General features: G+C 61.7%; 16 protein-coding genes. 7 read left to right on the top strand and 9 right to left on the bottom strand.

The genetic code is table 11. The features are described 5' to 3' along the window. The first annotated feature begins 18 nt into the window (after window positions 1-18). Genes rph through hemW form a run of 3 tightly spaced genes read left to right on the top strand, consistent with a single transcriptional unit; the run spans window position 19 to window position 2,524 of the window. Window positions 19-735 (top strand): ribonuclease PH, encoded by a 717-nt coding sequence (rph, locus tag EI545_RS10845; RefSeq protein WP_125325493.1) that lies wholly within the window; start codon window positions 19-21, stop codon window positions 733-735. After that, window positions 735-1,343 carry an RdgB/HAM1 family non-canonical purine NTP pyrophosphatase gene (gene rdgB / locus EI545_RS10840; protein WP_125325492.1) on the top strand — a complete coding sequence of 203 codons (609 nt, stop codon included), beginning with the start codon at window positions 735-737 and terminating at the stop codon, window positions 1,341-1,343. Before rph ends, rdgB begins: the two co-directional genes overlap by 1 nt. Before the next feature lie 8 nt (window positions 1,344-1,351). Beyond that, window positions 1,352-2,524 carry a radical SAM family heme chaperone HemW gene (hemW, locus tag EI545_RS10835; RefSeq protein ID WP_125325491.1) on the top strand — a complete coding sequence of 391 codons (1,173 nt, stop codon included), beginning with the start codon at window positions 1,352-1,354 and terminating at the stop codon, window positions 2,522-2,524. Here the strand turns inward: hemW and EI545_RS10830 are convergent. The 7 genes from EI545_RS10830 to hemJ all read right to left on the bottom strand — a co-directional run bounded on the left by EI545_RS10830 (window position 2,521) and on the right by hemJ (window position 9,944). Continuing rightward, window positions 2,521-3,435 (bottom strand): ParB/RepB/Spo0J family partition protein, encoded by a 915-nt coding sequence (locus EI545_RS10830; protein WP_125325490.1) that lies wholly within the window; start codon window positions 3,433-3,435, stop codon window positions 2,521-2,523. The two genes, hemW and EI545_RS10830, sit on opposite strands and share 4 nt — an antisense overlap. A 3-nt stretch (window positions 3,436-3,438) precedes the next feature. After that, entirely contained in the window at window positions 3,439-4,257 is an 819-nt protein-coding gene (locus EI545_RS10825; RefSeq protein WP_425471551.1) for a ParA family protein, read from the bottom strand. After that, window positions 4,241-4,873 carry a 16S rRNA (guanine(527)-N(7))-methyltransferase RsmG gene (gene rsmG, locus EI545_RS10820; protein WP_245989950.1) on the bottom strand — a complete coding sequence of 211 codons (633 nt, stop codon included), beginning with the start codon at window positions 4,871-4,873 and terminating at the stop codon, window positions 4,241-4,243. Before rsmG ends, EI545_RS10825 begins: the two co-directional genes overlap by 17 nt. Then, entirely contained in the window at window positions 4,870-6,735 is a 1,866-nt protein-coding gene (gene mnmG / locus EI545_RS10815) for a tRNA uridine-5-carboxymethylaminomethyl(34) synthesis enzyme MnmG (RefSeq protein ID WP_164517269.1), read from the bottom strand. The genes rsmG and mnmG overlap by 4 nt, the downstream gene beginning before the upstream one ends. A gap of 12 nt (window positions 6,736-6,747) precedes the next feature. Beyond that, window positions 6,748-8,034, bottom strand: a complete 1,287-nt coding sequence (mnmE, locus tag EI545_RS10810; RefSeq protein WP_125325487.1) for a tRNA uridine-5-carboxymethylaminomethyl(34) synthesis GTPase MnmE — start codon at window positions 8,032-8,034, stop codon at window positions 6,748-6,750. A 28-nt stretch (window positions 8,035-8,062) separates the two neighbouring features. After that, window positions 8,063-9,334, bottom strand: a complete 1,272-nt coding sequence (rho, locus tag EI545_RS10805; RefSeq protein ID WP_125325486.1) for a transcription termination factor Rho — start codon at window positions 9,332-9,334, stop codon at window positions 8,063-8,065. A 157-nt stretch (window positions 9,335-9,491) separates the two neighbouring features. Beyond that, window positions 9,492-9,944, bottom strand: coding sequence for a protoporphyrinogen oxidase HemJ (hemJ, locus tag EI545_RS10800; RefSeq protein ID WP_125325485.1), 453 nt, complete (start codon window positions 9,942-9,944; stop codon window positions 9,492-9,494). A 413-nt stretch (window positions 9,945-10,357) separates the two neighbouring features. Between hemJ and EI545_RS10795 the strand changes: the two genes are divergently transcribed. Genes EI545_RS10795 through dnaQ form a run of 4 tightly spaced genes read left to right on the top strand, consistent with a single transcriptional unit; the run spans window position 10,358 to window position 13,071 of the window. Then, a complete protein-coding gene (locus tag EI545_RS10795) occupies window positions 10,358-10,951 on the top strand; it encodes a Maf family protein (protein WP_125325484.1) in 594 nt (197 codons plus the stop codon). Next, window positions 10,948-11,787 (top strand): shikimate dehydrogenase, encoded by an 840-nt coding sequence (locus tag EI545_RS10790; protein WP_125325483.1) that lies wholly within the window; start codon window positions 10,948-10,950, stop codon window positions 11,785-11,787. The genes EI545_RS10795 and EI545_RS10790 overlap by 4 nt, the downstream gene beginning before the upstream one ends. Beyond that, window positions 11,784-12,383 (top strand): dephospho-CoA kinase, encoded by a 600-nt coding sequence (coaE, locus tag EI545_RS10785; protein WP_125325482.1) that lies wholly within the window; start codon window positions 11,784-11,786, stop codon window positions 12,381-12,383. The genes EI545_RS10790 and coaE overlap by 4 nt, the downstream gene beginning before the upstream one ends. Continuing rightward, on the top strand, window positions 12,376-13,071 hold the full coding sequence (dnaQ, locus tag EI545_RS10780; protein ID WP_125325481.1) for a DNA polymerase III subunit epsilon: 696 nt from the start codon (window positions 12,376-12,378) through the stop codon (window positions 13,069-13,071). Before coaE ends, dnaQ begins: the two co-directional genes overlap by 8 nt. A gap of 6 nt (window positions 13,072-13,077) precedes the next feature. On the opposite strand, the gene secB is transcribed toward dnaQ, so the two are convergent. Further along, window positions 13,078-13,593 carry a protein-export chaperone SecB gene (secB, locus tag EI545_RS10775; RefSeq protein ID WP_125325480.1) on the bottom strand — a complete coding sequence of 172 codons (516 nt, stop codon included), beginning with the start codon at window positions 13,591-13,593 and terminating at the stop codon, window positions 13,078-13,080. A 54-nt stretch (window positions 13,594-13,647) separates the two neighbouring features. After that, on the bottom strand, window positions 13,648-14,106 hold the full coding sequence (locus EI545_RS10770; RefSeq protein ID WP_125325479.1) for an FxsA family protein: 459 nt from the start codon (window positions 14,104-14,106) through the stop codon (window positions 13,648-13,650). Window positions 14,107-14,121: the final 15 nt, after the last annotated feature.

Here is a 14,121-nt window from a genome sequence, read left to right as displayed (position 1 = left end):
CCAGCGAAAGGTCCGGAAATGCGCCCGTCAGGCAGAAAATTAAGCGATCTACGGACGGTTTCAATCGAAACCGGCGTGATGAAGCATGCCGAAGGGTCTTGCCTGATCAAGATGGGCGAAACCCACGTCCTGTGTTCTGCCACGATCGAGGATAAACCGCCACCGTTCCTGAAGAACACCGGCCAGGGCTGGGTCACCGCTGAATATGGCATGCTGCCCCGCGCCACCAACAGCCGCACCCGGCGCGAGGCTGCGGCGGGCAAGCAATCTGGTAGAACCCAGGAAATTCAACGGCTTATTGGGCGGGCGCTGCGCGCTGGCGTGGATCGCAACGCGCTTGGTGAACGGCAGATCGTGATCGACTGCGATGTGATCCAAGCCGATGGTGGCACGCGCTGTGCGTCGATCACCGGCGGTTGGGTGGCGCTGCGGCTGGCGGTGAACAAGCTGATGGCGGCGGGCACAATTGTCAGCGACCCGATCCTTGACCATGTCTCGGCCATCTCTTGCGGGGTCTATGCCGGGCAGCCGGTGCTTGACCTTGACTATCTGGAAGATTCGGCTGCGGGGACCGACGGCAACTTCGTGATGACCGGCGCGGGCCGTCTGATCGAGGTGCAGATGTCGGCTGAAGGTGCGGCCTTTTCGCAAGAGGAACTTTTGCACCTTCTCGACCTTGCCCGCACCGGGAATGCAGCCCTTGTCGCCGCGCAGAAGGCGGCTTTGGGCGTTTGATGCCGGGGCTGATCGGGGACCGCCTGCTGATTGCCACGCATAATCGCGGCAAGCTGGAGGAGATCGCCGATCTGCTGGCGCCGTTTGGCGTGGCTGTGGTGGGCGCTGCCGACCTAAACCTTCCCGAACCCGAGGAAACCGAAACCACTTTTGTTGGCAACGCGCGTCTGAAGGCGCATGCTGCCGCCAAGGCAAGTGGTCTTGTGGCCCTTGCCGATGATTCCGGCCTGTCTGTCGACGCCCTTGGTGGTGCTCCGGGTGTGTTTACGGCCGATTGGGCGACCACAGCCCACGGCCGCGACTTTGCCGTTGGCATGGAGCGCGTGTGGCGTGAGCTTGAGGCGATCCATGCCCCCGAGCCGCGCCTTGCCCAGTTCCGCTGCACGCTTGTCCTGGCCTGGCCTGATGGCCAAGACCGTGTTTTTGAAGGTGTTTCACCGGGCCGTCTGGTCTGGCCCGGCCGTGGTGATCAAGGCCACGGGTTTGACCCGATCTTCATGCCGGATGGCCATCAGATCACCTTTGGTGAGATGGACCGCTGGGAAAAGAACCGGCTCAGCCACCGCGCCGATGCGTTTCGCAAACTGGTGGCGGCTTGTTTCCCGTGAAACAGGCCATGGAAGACTGGCGCCATGCCGGGTTCGGGTTGTACCTGCACTGGCCCTTCTGCCAGTCGAAGTGCCCCTATTGCGACTTCAACAGCCATGTCGCCGCGACGGTCGACCAGTCCCGCTGGCTGACGGCGTTCGAGGCCGAGATTGACCGCATTGGCGCCCTGACCGAAGGCCGTGTCCTGAACACCGTGTTCTTCGGTGGTGGCACGCCCTCCCTGATGGAGCCGGCCTTGGTGCAGGGCATCCTTGACCGCATCCGCGCCACCTGGACGCTGGCGAATGACCTTGAGATCACGCTGGAGGCCAACCCCGGATCCGTCGAAGCGGCGCGGTTCGAAGGCTATGCCAAGGCTGGCGTGAACCGAGTTTCCCTTGGTATTCAATCCCTTGAGGCAAATGATCTGCGCCGCCTTGGTCGGATGCACAGTGTGGACGACGCCCATGCCGCCATTGCCATCGCCCAGAACACGTTTGACCGCGTCAGCATCGACCTGATCTACGCCCGACAGGACCAAACCCTGCCAGCCTGGCGCGATGAACTGTTGCGTGCGCTGGATCTTGGGACATCGCACTTGTCGCTTTACCAGCTTACGGTGGAGGACGGCACGGTCTTTGGCCAGATGCACGCGAAGAACCTGCTCCGCGGTCTGCCGCCCGAAGACCTTGCCGCTGACATGTTCGAACTGACGCAAGAGATCACGTCGGCTGCAGGTCTGCCCGCATATGAGGTGTCGAATCACGCCCGCCCGGGCAGCGAATCGCGCCACAATCTGATCTATTGGCGCATGGGCGATTATGCGGGAATCGGTCCGGGAGCACATGGCAGGCTGACAGTGGACGGTCGCCGAATCGCTACCGAAGCAGAACGAATGCCGACCGATTGGCTGACCAAGACGCTCACCAAACCCGGCCTAGCCGAACGCTCGGAAGTGCTTGTGGCCGAGGATCGCGCCAGCGAATACCTGATGTTCGCCCTGCGCCTGAAGGAGGGTGCGTCGCTTGGCCGGTATCAGGCCCTTGCCGGCGCGCCGCTGTCAGACAGCGCGCTGGATGAGGTTGTGGGACTTGGCCTACTTCACCGCAAGGATGACCGGATTAGTACCACCGGCTCTGGCGTCATGATGCTGAATGGTGTCCTGCGCGCCCTCTTGGCCGATCGGCACAGCGCAACTTAGTCATCACCCCGGGCTAGCCGATGTGGTGGCTGTGAAAGCACCTGACACAATATGTCGAGGTCCTCTAGGCTGTCATAGCGGATCACCAGTTTCCCCGCCTGCCCGTCTGGCCCGTGGTCGATCTGAACGTGCATCTTCAGATTTGCCGACAGATCAGCTTCAAGCGCACGGGTATCTGCGTCCTTTTCGGATGCTGGCGAGGGCTTGCGATCCGCGGCTTTCGGCGTTGCCTGCACCTTGACCAGCTTTTCGGTTTCACGCACCGAAAGCCCTTTTGCCACGATCTGCCCGGCCAGTTCGTGCGCCTTTGGGCTGCCAATCAGCGCGCGCGCATGGCCGGCGGACAGGCTGCCGTCACGGACCATGTCCTGCACTTCGGTCGGAAGCGTCAGAAGCCGCAAAAGGTTGGCAACATGGCTGCGGCTCTTGCTCAGGGCCTCGGCCAGCTTCTCTTGTGTATGGCCGAATCGGGTCATCAACTGGCGAAAGCCGAGCGCTTCTTCGATTGCGCTGAGGTCGGACCTCTGGATATTCTCGATGATAGCGATTTCAAGGACTTCGCTGTCATCAAGATCACGAATCACCACTGGAACTTCGTGCAACTGGGCCAGTTGGGCTGCGCGCCAGCGACGTTCCCCAGCGACGATCTCATAGACATCGCGCCCCATCTTGCGACGGACGATCAACGGCTGGATGACGCCTTTCTGCCGAATCGAATCAGCCAGGCTTTCCAGTTCATCGCGTTTGAAATCCAGGCGCGGCTGCTGCGGGTTCGGTTCCAGCTTGTCGATAGGCAGCATCTGCTCGGCCCGCCGGCCGGATGAGCCCTGATCTGGTCCCGCAAGGTTCACATCGGCCATAAGCGCCGAAAGACCACGACCGAGACCGCGCTTTTCATTCTTGGTGTTCATGCGTCAAGCCTCAGACATTGCAGGGGTTTTTCGGCGATCCGCGATTTCCCGCGCCAACGCGCGATACGCGATGGCACCCTTCGACGAGGGGTCGTAAGTCAGCACGGGCATCGCATGGGACGGGGCCTCACTGATCCGCACGTTGCGCGGGATGGTGGTTTTCATCACAAGATCGCCCATATTGCTGCGGGCGTCCGCCTCGACTTGGGCTGTCAGCCTGTTCCGCACGTCATGCATGGTAAGAACGACCCCCTCTATTCGGAGCGCGGGGTTGGCGGATCGGCGGACATCGCGAATCGTCAGCATCAGTTGCGACAACCCCTCCAGCGCGAAGAATTCGCATTGCAGCGGCACAAGCACCGAATCACACGCCACCATGGCATTCACCGTCATCAGGCTAAGCGATGGCGGACAGTCGATCAGGATATAGTCGAAGCGGTAGTCGTCCATTGCCGGCTGATGCAATGCGTCGTGAAGCAGAAAGCTGCGCTTTTCATTGGCCATGATGTCGAGGTCAGCCGAGGACAGATCCGCATTCGCCGGAATGATGAAAACGTCGGGCAGCCCGGTCGGCAACACAACATCTTGCAGGTCTGCCCCGTCAACGATCAAGTCATAGCTGGTCTTCTTGCGTTTTTCCGGACGGATCCCCAGCCCCGTGGACGAGTTTCCTTGCGGGTCGATGTCGACCAGAAGCACTTTGTTGCCAAGCTCGGCCAACCCTGCAGCCAGGTTTATCGCCGTAGTCGTCTTTCCTACGCCGCCCTTCTGATTGGCAAGGGCCAGGATGTGGGCGCGCGACCCGTCAGTTCTGCTTTGCACGTTCAATGTTCCTGATGATCAGAATGGCCGCCCCAGGCTCGGACTGGCTGGAGTGAGTATCGACGTCGAAGCTCCACTGCGCGCGCGCTGCTGTCAGCTCTTCAGTGTGACGCGCGCCTTTCGGGAAAATTGCAGTGCCACCTTCGCGTAAGTGCACTGCCGCGAACTCGAGGAGAGCGTCGAGCGGCGCAAGCGCCCGGGCAGAGACGACATCTGCCTGCAGGCTTTCCATCGATTCGATTCGTTTGTTGACCACAACGACAGACAGACCCAACGCTTGGGCGGCTTGACGCAGGAAGGTCGCCTTCCGGGCATCTGATTCGACAAGCGTCACTCGCAGGTCCCGGCCTGCCCCGCGCGCAAGGATTGCAATGACAAGCCCCGGGAAGCCGCCACCAGCACCGAAGTCTGCCCAGTGCTGCGCAGTCGCTGGGAGGTGGCTGAAAAGTTGAGCAGAGTCAACGATATGCCTGTCCCATAGAACAGGAAGTGTTGCTTTGCTGACGAGGTTTATGGCCGCGTTCCAGCGTTTGACTAGGGCTTCGAACGCCCGCAGCGACTCGATTGTTTCACGTGAAACATTCTGTCCGCCTACTTGCAGTTCCATAACAATCATCCGGCTCGCCGTTCAGCCTGTGGGCGGCGCAGGCTGGCGAGAATCAACACAAGCGCAGCTGGTGTCACTCCTTCAAGCCGCGATGCTTGCAGCAGGGTTTCCGGCCGAGCTCGCGCCAGCTTTGCTTTCATCTCATTCGACAGGCCCGAAAGGCAAGCATAGTCAAAGTCGAGAGGAATCAGCTGATTCTCTTGCCGCTGCAAGTCAGCGACTTCTTTGGCTTGCCGATCGCTGTACTGATCGTAAATCGCTTCGGTTTGAAGCTGCTGCAACAGCGCCGTATCCAGCTGCTGATAGACCGGAAAAGCCGTGCAAAACGATTGGAGATCGGCGCCAGTCAGGGCCAAGGCTTCATATGCTGTGCGCTTTCCACCATCGCGGCTGACTGTCACGCCCGCATCGATAAGGGCTTTCGGGCCAATCGATTCAGCCGAAAGCCGCTGCTTTCCAAGTGTCAGCGCATCCATCTTGCGGGCGAATTGTTCTGCGCGATCAACAGCTACACAGCCCGCAGCAAGCCCGACGGGAGTCAGGCGCTGATCCGCATTGTCGGCCCGGACTGTCAGCCGGAATTCCGCGCGCGACGTGAACATTCGGTACGGCTCTGTCACACCGCGCGTCGTCAAGTCGTCGATCATGACGCCGATATAGCTTTCTGTGCGACTGAACTCCACTGCCGGACGCCCCAGTGCTGAAGCAGCGGCATTCAACCCCGCCACAAGCCCCTGCGCGGCAGCCTCTTCATAGCCCGTTGTCCCGTTGATCTGCCCCGCGAAGTAAAGCCCGGACACAGACTTGGTTTCCAGCGTTCTGCGCAGGTCGCGCGGGTCGAAATAGTCATATTCGATGGCATAGCCGGGCTGCAGAATCACCGTCTGCTCCAAGCCGCTAATCGTATGGATATAGGCGTGCTGCACATCTTCCGGAAGCGAGGTGGAAAGACCGTTCGGATAGACCGTGTGGTCGTCCAGCCCTTCCGGCTCCAGGAAGACCTGATGGCTGGTCTTGTCAGCAAAGCGCACGATCTTGTCTTCGATGGACGGGCAGTAGCGCGGGCCTACGCCTTCGATATGACCACCATACATAGCGGAACGTGAGAGGTTATCTCGCACGATCTGGTGTGTTGCTTCGCTTGTATGCGTGATCCCGCAGGCAATCTGGCGCGCTTCGGGGCGGGTATTCAGGAACGAAAATACGGACGGGTCTTCGTCACCCGGCTGCATTTCAAGCTTGTCCCAGTCGATCGTTCGCCCATCCAGCCGTGGCGGCGTGCCCGTCTTCAAGCGGCCCATCGGCAAAGCCAGATCGCCCAACTGCGCCGCAAGCACGCGTGAAGGCGAATCGCCCATCCGGCCGCCCTGCATCCGCTTGTCGCCGATGTGAATCACGCCGTTCAGGAACGTGCCTGCTGTCAGAATCACGCGTGCGGCGGAAAGCACGTCGCCAGAAGCCAATTCGACCCCGTGCACTGCACCTGCTTTGAGCAGCAACTGGGCCACTTCACCCTCGATGATCGAAAGCCCCGGTTGCCGGGCAAGCTCTTTCTGGATCGCTTCACGGTAAAGCCGCCGGTCAATCTGGGCGCGCGGGCCCTGCACGGCAGGCCCTTTGCGACGGTTCAGCAGGCGGAACTGGATGCCTGCGCGATCCGCCATACGCCCCATGACGCCGTCAAGCGCATCGATCTCGCGCACGAGGTGGCCCTTGCCGAGTCCGCCAATCGCCGGATTGCAGGACATCGCGCCAATCGCCTCGGCGCGCAGCGTGACAAGCGCTGTAGCCGCGCCCATCCGGGCCGCGGCTGCCGCTGCTTCCGTTCCGGCGTGGCCGCCGCCAATCACAATGACATCGTAGTGTTTCACGTGGAACACCCTTCACTTGCCGATGCAGAAACTTGCAAAAATCTCGCCCAGCAGGTCATCTACATCCACCCGCCCGACCAGCGTGTCCAGTGCCCGAACTGCCCGCCGCAGATGGTCGGCTGCCAGCTCGACTCGCTGGTCTTCCCTTAGCACTTCTGCCCGCGCTTCGGCCAGAGCGGACAGTGCCCCAATCACTGCAAGGCGATGACGTTCGCGCACTAAAGCGCCTGCCGACGCGACGCGATGGTGCAGGATTTCGCCAATGCGATCCAGCAATTCGCTAACGCCGGAGCCCGTCAGTCCCGACACAGCCAACCCATCAGGCGCAGATATTGTGTCCGATTTACCAGCAACCACAAGATCATCGCCCCTGGGCGTCAGCCCCGGCACAGTTTCACCGCTGGTCAGGAAGACACGCAGGTCCGCTGCTTCGGCCCGGGCCAAGGCGCGGTCAATTCCGGCCTGTTCCAGAACATCGCCCGTTGTCCGCAAGCCGGCCGTATCAAGAAAGGTCACGGGCAGGCCGCCGATTTCCATCCGCACTTCGATGACATCCCGCGTCGTGCCCGCGATGTCAGACGTGATCGCTGCCTCGCGCCCGGCAAGCCGGTTCAGCAGGGTCGACTTGCCAACGTTTGGCGCACCTACAATGGCAACTTCAAAACCGTCACGGATCCGCTCGGCCGCGGCCACCCCTGCCGCCTCGCGCCCGAGGTCGGCCAGCAAGCCGTCGATCAGGGCAAGCACTTCCGGACTGACGTCAACCGGCACTTCTTCATCGGCGAAGTCGATGGTGGCCTCCAGCAACGCCCCGGCGCGGATCAGGTCGTGGCGCCATTGGTCCACCCGCTGCCCGACCGAGCCGGAGAGAACCCGCACGGCCTGACGCCGCTGCGCCTCCGTCTCGGCGTCGATCAGGTCTGCCAGACCTTCAACCTGGGTCAGGTCCAGCACACCGTTTTCCAGCGCGCGGCGGGTGAATTCCCCCGGTTCGGCAAGGCGCAGGCGGGGCTGATCCGCCAGAGCACGCAGGACGGCGCTGACAACAGCCACGCCGCCATGCAGATGCAGTTCAACCACCGCCTCGCCGGTAAAGCTGGCGCCTTTGGCGAAGGTCAGGACCAATGCCTCGTCCAGAAGGTCGCCCTTCCAGAACAGACGACGCAAGCCGGCCACCCGAGGTTCGGGCAGGCGCGGACAAAGCGCCTTTGCGGCGGCAAGTGCGTCCGGACCCGAGATGCGCACAACGGCAAGGCCGGCGCGCCCCCGCGCGGTGGCGGTGGCATAGATCGTGTCCATCGCCCTCTACCCCTTGGCCCTGCTGCGGTCAGGTGTTCATGGAATCGAAGAAATCGGCGTTCGACTTGGTCTGCTTCAACTTGCCGATCAGGAATTCGATCGCATCCGTCGTGCCCATCGGGTTCAGAATGCGGCGCAGGACATAGGTCTTTTGCAGATCGGTCTTGTCGACCAGCAGGTCTTCTTTCCGGGTGCCGGACTTGAGGATGTCCATCGCCGGGAAGACGCGCTTGTCGGCAACCTTGCGGTCAAGCACGATTTCCGAGTTACCCGTGCCCTTGAATTCTTCGAAGATCACCTCGTCCATCCGGCTGCCCGTGTCGATCAGGGCGGTGGCGATGATGGTCAGCGACCCGCCTTCCTCGATGTTCCGGGCGGCACCGAAGAAGCGTTTCGGGCGTTGCAGGGCGTTCGCGTCGACGCCGCCAGTCAGCACTTTGCCTGACGACGGCACAACGGTGTTGAATGCCCGGCCCAGACGAGTGATCGAGTCCAGCAGGATCACCACATCGCGCTTGTGTTCGACCAGGCGTTTGGCCTTTTCGATCACCATTTCCGCCACCGCGACGTGCCGCGTTGCCGGTTCGTCGAAAGTGGAGGCGACAACCTCGCCCTTCACGGTGCGCTGCATGTCGGTGACTTCCTCGGGGCGTTCGTCGATCAGAAGGACGATCAGATAACACTCCGGATGGTTCTGCGCGATGGAGTTGGCGATGTTCTGCAACAGCACCGTCTTACCCGTCCGTGGGGGTGCTACGATCAGACCGCGCTGGCCTTTGCCGATGGGGGCCACAAGGTCGATGATCCGGGCCGAGCGGTCCTTGATCGTCGGATCCTCGACTTCCATCTTCAGCCGTTCGTCGGGATAAAGCGGCGTCAGGTTGTCGAAGTGAACCTTGTGGCGCGCTTTTTCCGGGTCGTCGAAGTTGATCCGCGTGACCTTGGTCATGCAGAAGTACTTTTCGTTGTCCTTCGGCGCGGCGATCACGCCTTCGATCGTGTCCCCGGTGCGCAGCGAAAACTGGCGCAGGATGTCGGGGGAGACGTAAATGTCATCCGGCCCCGGCAGATAGTTCGCGGAAGGCGAGCGCAAGAAGCCGAACCCGTCCTGCAGCACCTCCAGCACGCCATCGCCGCCGATTTCCCAGCCTTCCTCGGCATGCTCTTTCAGGATCGAGAACATCATCTCGCCCTTGCGCATGCTGGGGGCGTTCTCGATCTCCCACTCCTCGGCCATGGCGAGAAGGTCAGCCGGGGTCTTGGCCTTGAGGTCAGAGAGGTTCAAACGTTCAACGGTCATCGAGTGTCCTTGGGAGGAATGGCTTGGACGGATCGGCCCTGTCAGGGGCAGATCATCACAGGGCTGAAACGGGGGGCGCTTTGACCGGACGGTCTAGCTCTTGGCGCTTTACACCGGGGGCAGGCCGGAAGTCAACGTCCCAGCGGGGTGCCCGGCCCTACCACTTCACGATGACGCCAAAGACGATGACCACCATCAGCACCGTCGGCACTTCGTTCATCAGCCGATAGTGCCGCCCGCTTTTCTGGTTGGCGCCATTGGCAAAGTCCTTGCGCCGCACGGCCAGCCAACCATGAAAGGCCGTCATCCCCAACACGGCCGCCGCCTTGACCCAGGGCCAAAGCATCGACCAGTCGACGATCCCCGGCGTCATCACCAGCGCCAGGCCAAAGACCCAGGTGGCAATCAGCGACGGGTTCATGATCCCCCGGAGAAGCCGACGCTCCATCGTCTGGAACATGCTGTCCGTCCGCGTGCCGGTTTCCACCTGTTCGGCGTGGTAGACGAAAAGCCGGGGCAGGTAGAAGATCCCCGCCATCCAGGTAATCACTGCAATCACATGCAGCGATTTCGTCACCAGATACCATTCCGCCAGCCAATCCGTGATCATTCGATCCAACCTGCTTTGTCCCTGCTTTCTTCTAATAAGAAGATTTGAAAGAAGAAATGATGATGATGTAGGGCCTGTGCAGAAAGGGATGCGGCAGATGGCCCACAGGTCCACCCACAAGCCGCAACCTGTGGATGATCTCGGGACAGTCTTTGAGATCCCTGATTGTTCACCAAAAACAGATGCATTATCAGCGACTTATGCAGCATCCTGGTCCACATGCCATTACATCATGCAGTTTCCTCCCCGGGGATAAGGCGATTGTCCCAAACCCCGTGACAAGCCCGTGCACAGCGGGATATCTCTCGCCCGAAGGCCGTGGTGCGGCTTGAAACTTGGCCCAGGGGCTGCTGACGCCCTTTCGCCCCTCTTTCCTCCCGCGGAACAAAGCGCGGATATGCACAGGCTTTCCCATGGCTTTTGTCCTTGCCTCCACCTCGCCGATCCGTCTGCAGCTTCTGCGTTCCGCAGGGCTGGAGGTTGAAACGGTCGCCCCCCGGGTCGATGAAGAAACGGCGCGGGTGTCGTTGCTGGCAGAAGGGGCGAAGCCGCGTGATGTGGCCGATGCTCTGGCTGAGATGAAGGCCCGCAAGGTGGCAGACCGCCGTCCGGCTGATCTTGTCCTTGGCTGCGACCAGGTGCTGGAGTTTGAAGGAACGATCTTTGCCAAGCCTGAAAGCCCGGATCAGGCGCGCGACCATTTGCGCCTGCTGCGCGGCAAGTCGCACCGCCTGCTGTCCGCCATCGTCGCCTATGAAAACGCCGAACCCGTCTGGCGGCATGTGGCCGAGGCGCGGCTGACCATGCATGACCTGACAGACGGCTATATCGACGCTTATCTGGCCCGGAACTGGGACAGCGTCCGCCATTCTGTCGGCTGCTACAAGATCGAGGAAGAGGGCGTTCGGCTGTTCTCTGCCATCGTCGGCGATCATTTCACCATTCTTGGCCTGCCCTTGTTGCCACTGTTGGCATGGCTGGGAACTCGGGGCATGATCGCCAGATGACCGACCTTCCCCGCATCCCGCTCGCCGGTGTCATTGGCCACCCGATTGCCCACAGCCGCAGCCCGGCATTGCATGGGTACTGGCTGCGTCGTTATGGGCTGAAGGGTCATTACATCCCCATCGACATCGCCCCCGGTGATCTGCCCGAACTGATCCGCACCTTGCCACGCCTTGGCTTTGTCGGGCTGAACGTGACGATCCCGCACAAGGAGGCGATCCTGCAGATTGCGGATATCGTGACCGACCGCGCGGCGCTGATCGGGGCGGCCAACACGCTGATCTTCCGCAAGGACGGCAAGATCCACGCCGACAATACTGACGGGTCCGGCTTCATCGCCAACTTGCGGCAGAACGCAGCGCATTGGGCGCCGGCGTCCGGGCCAGCCGTGGTGCTTGGGGCAGGCGGTGCTGCGCGCGCCGTCATCGCCGCTTTGATCGAGGTGGGTGTCCCGGAAATCCGCCTTGCCAACCGCACCCGGCCCCGCGCTGATGCGCTGCGGTCAGATTTCGGGGCCAAGGTGCATGTCCATGAATGGGTGCAGGCGTCCAATCTGCTTGAAGACGCTGCAACGGTGGTCAACACCACCTCGCTTGGGATGACCGGCAAGCCTGATTTCCGCGTGCCGCTGGACAAGCTCAATCCGCGCGCCCTCGTCACGGATCTTGTCTATACCCCCCTGAAAACGCAGTTCCTGATCGAGGCTGAGGCGAAGGGCTGCACCGTTGTCGACGGTCTGGGCATGCTCCTGCATCAGGCCGCGCCGGGATTTGAACGCTGGTTCGGTGTCCGCCCCGAGGTGGACGAGGCGACCCGCAAGGCCGTGCTTCAGGCATGACGTTTCGGCTTGGCCTGACCGGCTCCATCGGCATGGGGAAGTCCACCACGGCCGCGATGTTCGCCGCTGAGGGCATCCCCGTCTGGGACGCTGACGCTGCGGTCCACCGCCTATACGCCCCCGGCCAGCCCGCTGCGCGGGCGGTGGCCCAGCTCTTTCCTGACGTGATTGACAGCGACGGCAGCGTGAGCCGCCCAAGGTTGCGGGCGCTGATCGCCGCCGATCCCGCGTCGCTGGACCGCCTGAATGCTGCTGTGCACCCGCTTGTCGCTGAAGATCGCGCGCAGTTCCTTGTGGCTAACCGCGAGGCGCCGATTGTTCTGCTTGATGTCCCGCTGCTGTACGAATCCGGCATTGACCGGGACTGTGACGCCGTCGCCGTCGTCACCGCCCCACCCGAGGTGCAGCGCGACCGCGTCCTGTCGCGCGGAATGACTGAGGCAGAGTTTCAGTTGATCCTCTCACGCCAGATGCCCGATGCCGAAAAGCGCGCCCGGGCGGATTACATCATCCCCGCCACCGCCCTTGAAGCCGCCCGCGCGGCGGTCAAGGATGTGCTGGCTGACATTTCCAGACGGGTTGCCAAAGATGCGTGAGATCGTCCTTGATACCGAAACCACCGGTTTTGAACCGGCAGAGGGCCACCGCATTGTCGAAATCGGCGCGGTGGAGCTGATGAACCACCTGCCTACCGGCCGGACCTATCACCAGTACATCAACCCCGAACGCAGCATGCCGAAAGAGGCGTTCGAAGTGCACGGCCTGGGCGATGACTTTCTGCGCGACAAACCCGTGTTTGCCAGCATCGGCCGTGCCTTCCTTGATTTCATCGCCGACGCGCCGCTGGTCATCCACAACGCCGCCTTCGACATGAAGTTTCTGAACCACGAACTTTCCCGCGCTGGTCTGCCCACCCTGCCCACGGCCCGCGCGACCGATACGCTGCTGATCGCCCGGTCAAAGTATCCCGGCTCTCCGGCCTCGCTTGACGCACTTTGCCGCCGCTTCAACATCGACAACTCGATGCGCGAGAAGCACGGCGCTTTGCTGGACAGCGAAATTCTGGCCGAGGTGTATCTGGAACTGGTTGGCGGGCGGCAGCCCGATCTGGTGCTTGGCGGGGCTGCAGCGAACCCGCGGCCGAACGGTCAGGCGGAAATCGTCTGGCGGCCAAAGCCGCGACCGGTTCCCCTTGCGCCGCGGATCATGGCAGATGAGATCGCGGCGCATGAAGCGATGGTCGCAAAGCTGGGCGATGCGGCCATCTGGTCAAAGCGGGGGTGACAGGCCTTAGTTGGCCTTTTCAACCGGCGTTGCGGCCTGCGTCTGGGCGCGGCGGGCAAGTTCCTGGCGATACAGCGCCATGAAATCCACCTGATCCACGTTCAGCGGCGGGAAGCCCCCGTCGCGCGTCACGTCCGAGATGATGCGCCGCACATAGGGGAACAGCATCCGCGGACATTCGATCAGCAGGAACGGGTGCAGCTGGTCATCGGCCACGCCTTCGATGTGAAAGGTGCCGCCATATTCCAGCTCAAGCAGGAACAGCGTCTCGGAATTCACCTTGTTGCGCGAGGTGACCTTGAACTTGGTGACAACGTCATACTGGTTCGCAACGGACCGCTTCCGCGCATCAAGGCTGACGGCCACCTGAATGTCAGGCTGGACCTCGGACCCGCTCAGGCCCTTCTGCACGACCAGATTTTCGAACGACAGGTCACGCACATATTGTGCCAGCACTTGCATGCGAATCTGCGGCGGGGTTGCCGCAGCGGTTCCATTGCCCGATTGGGTTTCTTCTGCCATCTGGCACGCTCCTTCAGGAATTTGCCGGGTGTTTAGCAGGTCGGGCCAGCGCCCTCAATGCCGCGTCACTTCGGATGGCGGGTTGCCCGGAGATGTCGGATTTTCAGGCTTGGCCTCCTGCCATTCGCCTTCGATGATCGTTGTCTGCGTCGCCATCGTCGCAACCGGGCTCAGGCGGCGTCCGATCAGCTTGATCAGCAGCATCCGGATCGGGGGAATCAGCAGCAACAGGCCGAGCGCATCGGTGAAGAACCCCGGCAGGATCAAAAGCGCACCGCCAAAAACCACCATCACCCGATTTGCGACCGGGGACAGCGGATTGTTCAGCTCATGCATGCTGCGGCTTAGTGTCACCGATCCGGTCATTGCCACGCCCTTCAGGATCAGAATTCCGAAGGCGGCAGAAAGGATGACCCATATCAGGGTCGGCCACAGGCCGATTGCCCCGCCAAGTTGGACAAAAAGCCCGATCTCGATCAGCGGCACCGCCAAAATTGCCAGAAAAACCCACATCTCCGTATCCCCTCG

It is taken from the genome of Tabrizicola piscis (genome assembly GCF_003940805.1).
In the GTDB taxonomy this organism is placed as follows: Bacteria; Pseudomonadota; Alphaproteobacteria; order Rhodobacterales; family Rhodobacteraceae; genus Tabrizicola; species Tabrizicola piscis.
The sequence above is the reverse complement of the archived record's forward strand: the minus strand, read 5'-3'. Positions and strand labels throughout refer to the sequence as shown.

Excerpts from the sequence above, each read along its gene's own strand:
- coaE (WP_125325482.1), top strand. The coding sequence starts at position 11,784 with ATGACGTTTCGGCTTGGCCTGACCGGCTCCATCGGCATGGGGAAGTCC.
- secB (WP_125325480.1), bottom strand. The coding sequence starts at position 13,593 with ATGGCAGAAGAAACCCAATCGGGCAATGGAACCGCTGCGGCAACCCCG.
- rph (WP_125325493.1), top strand. The coding sequence starts at position 19 with ATGCGCCCGTCAGGCAGAAAATTAAGCGATCTACGGACGGTTTCAATC.
- dnaQ (WP_125325481.1), top strand. The coding sequence starts at position 12,376 with ATGCGTGAGATCGTCCTTGATACCGAAACCACCGGTTTTGAACCGGCA.
- rsmG (WP_245989950.1), bottom strand. The coding sequence starts at position 4,873 with ATGATTGTTATGGAACTGCAAGTAGGCGGACAGAATGTTTCACGTGAA.
- mnmE (WP_125325487.1), bottom strand. The coding sequence starts at position 8,034 with ATGGACACGATCTATGCCACCGCCACCGCGCGGGGGCGCGCCGGCCTT.
- EI545_RS10790 (WP_125325483.1), top strand. The coding sequence starts at position 10,948 with ATGACCGACCTTCCCCGCATCCCGCTCGCCGGTGTCATTGGCCACCCG.
- rdgB (WP_125325492.1), top strand. The coding sequence starts at position 735 with ATGCCGGGGCTGATCGGGGACCGCCTGCTGATTGCCACGCATAATCGC.
- EI545_RS10770 (WP_125325479.1), bottom strand. The coding sequence starts at position 14,106 with ATGTGGGTTTTTCTGGCAATTTTGGCGGTGCCGCTGATCGAGATCGGG.
- hemW (WP_125325491.1), top strand. The coding sequence starts at position 1,352 with ATGGAAGACTGGCGCCATGCCGGGTTCGGGTTGTACCTGCACTGGCCC.
- rho (WP_125325486.1), bottom strand. The coding sequence starts at position 9,334 with ATGACCGTTGAACGTTTGAACCTCTCTGACCTCAAGGCCAAGACCCCG.
- EI545_RS10795 (WP_125325484.1), top strand. The coding sequence starts at position 10,358 with ATGGCTTTTGTCCTTGCCTCCACCTCGCCGATCCGTCTGCAGCTTCTG.
- hemJ (WP_125325485.1), bottom strand. The coding sequence starts at position 9,944 with ATGATCACGGATTGGCTGGCGGAATGGTATCTGGTGACGAAATCGCTG.
- EI545_RS10830 (WP_125325490.1), bottom strand. The coding sequence starts at position 3,435 with ATGAACACCAAGAATGAAAAGCGCGGTCTCGGTCGTGGTCTTTCGGCG.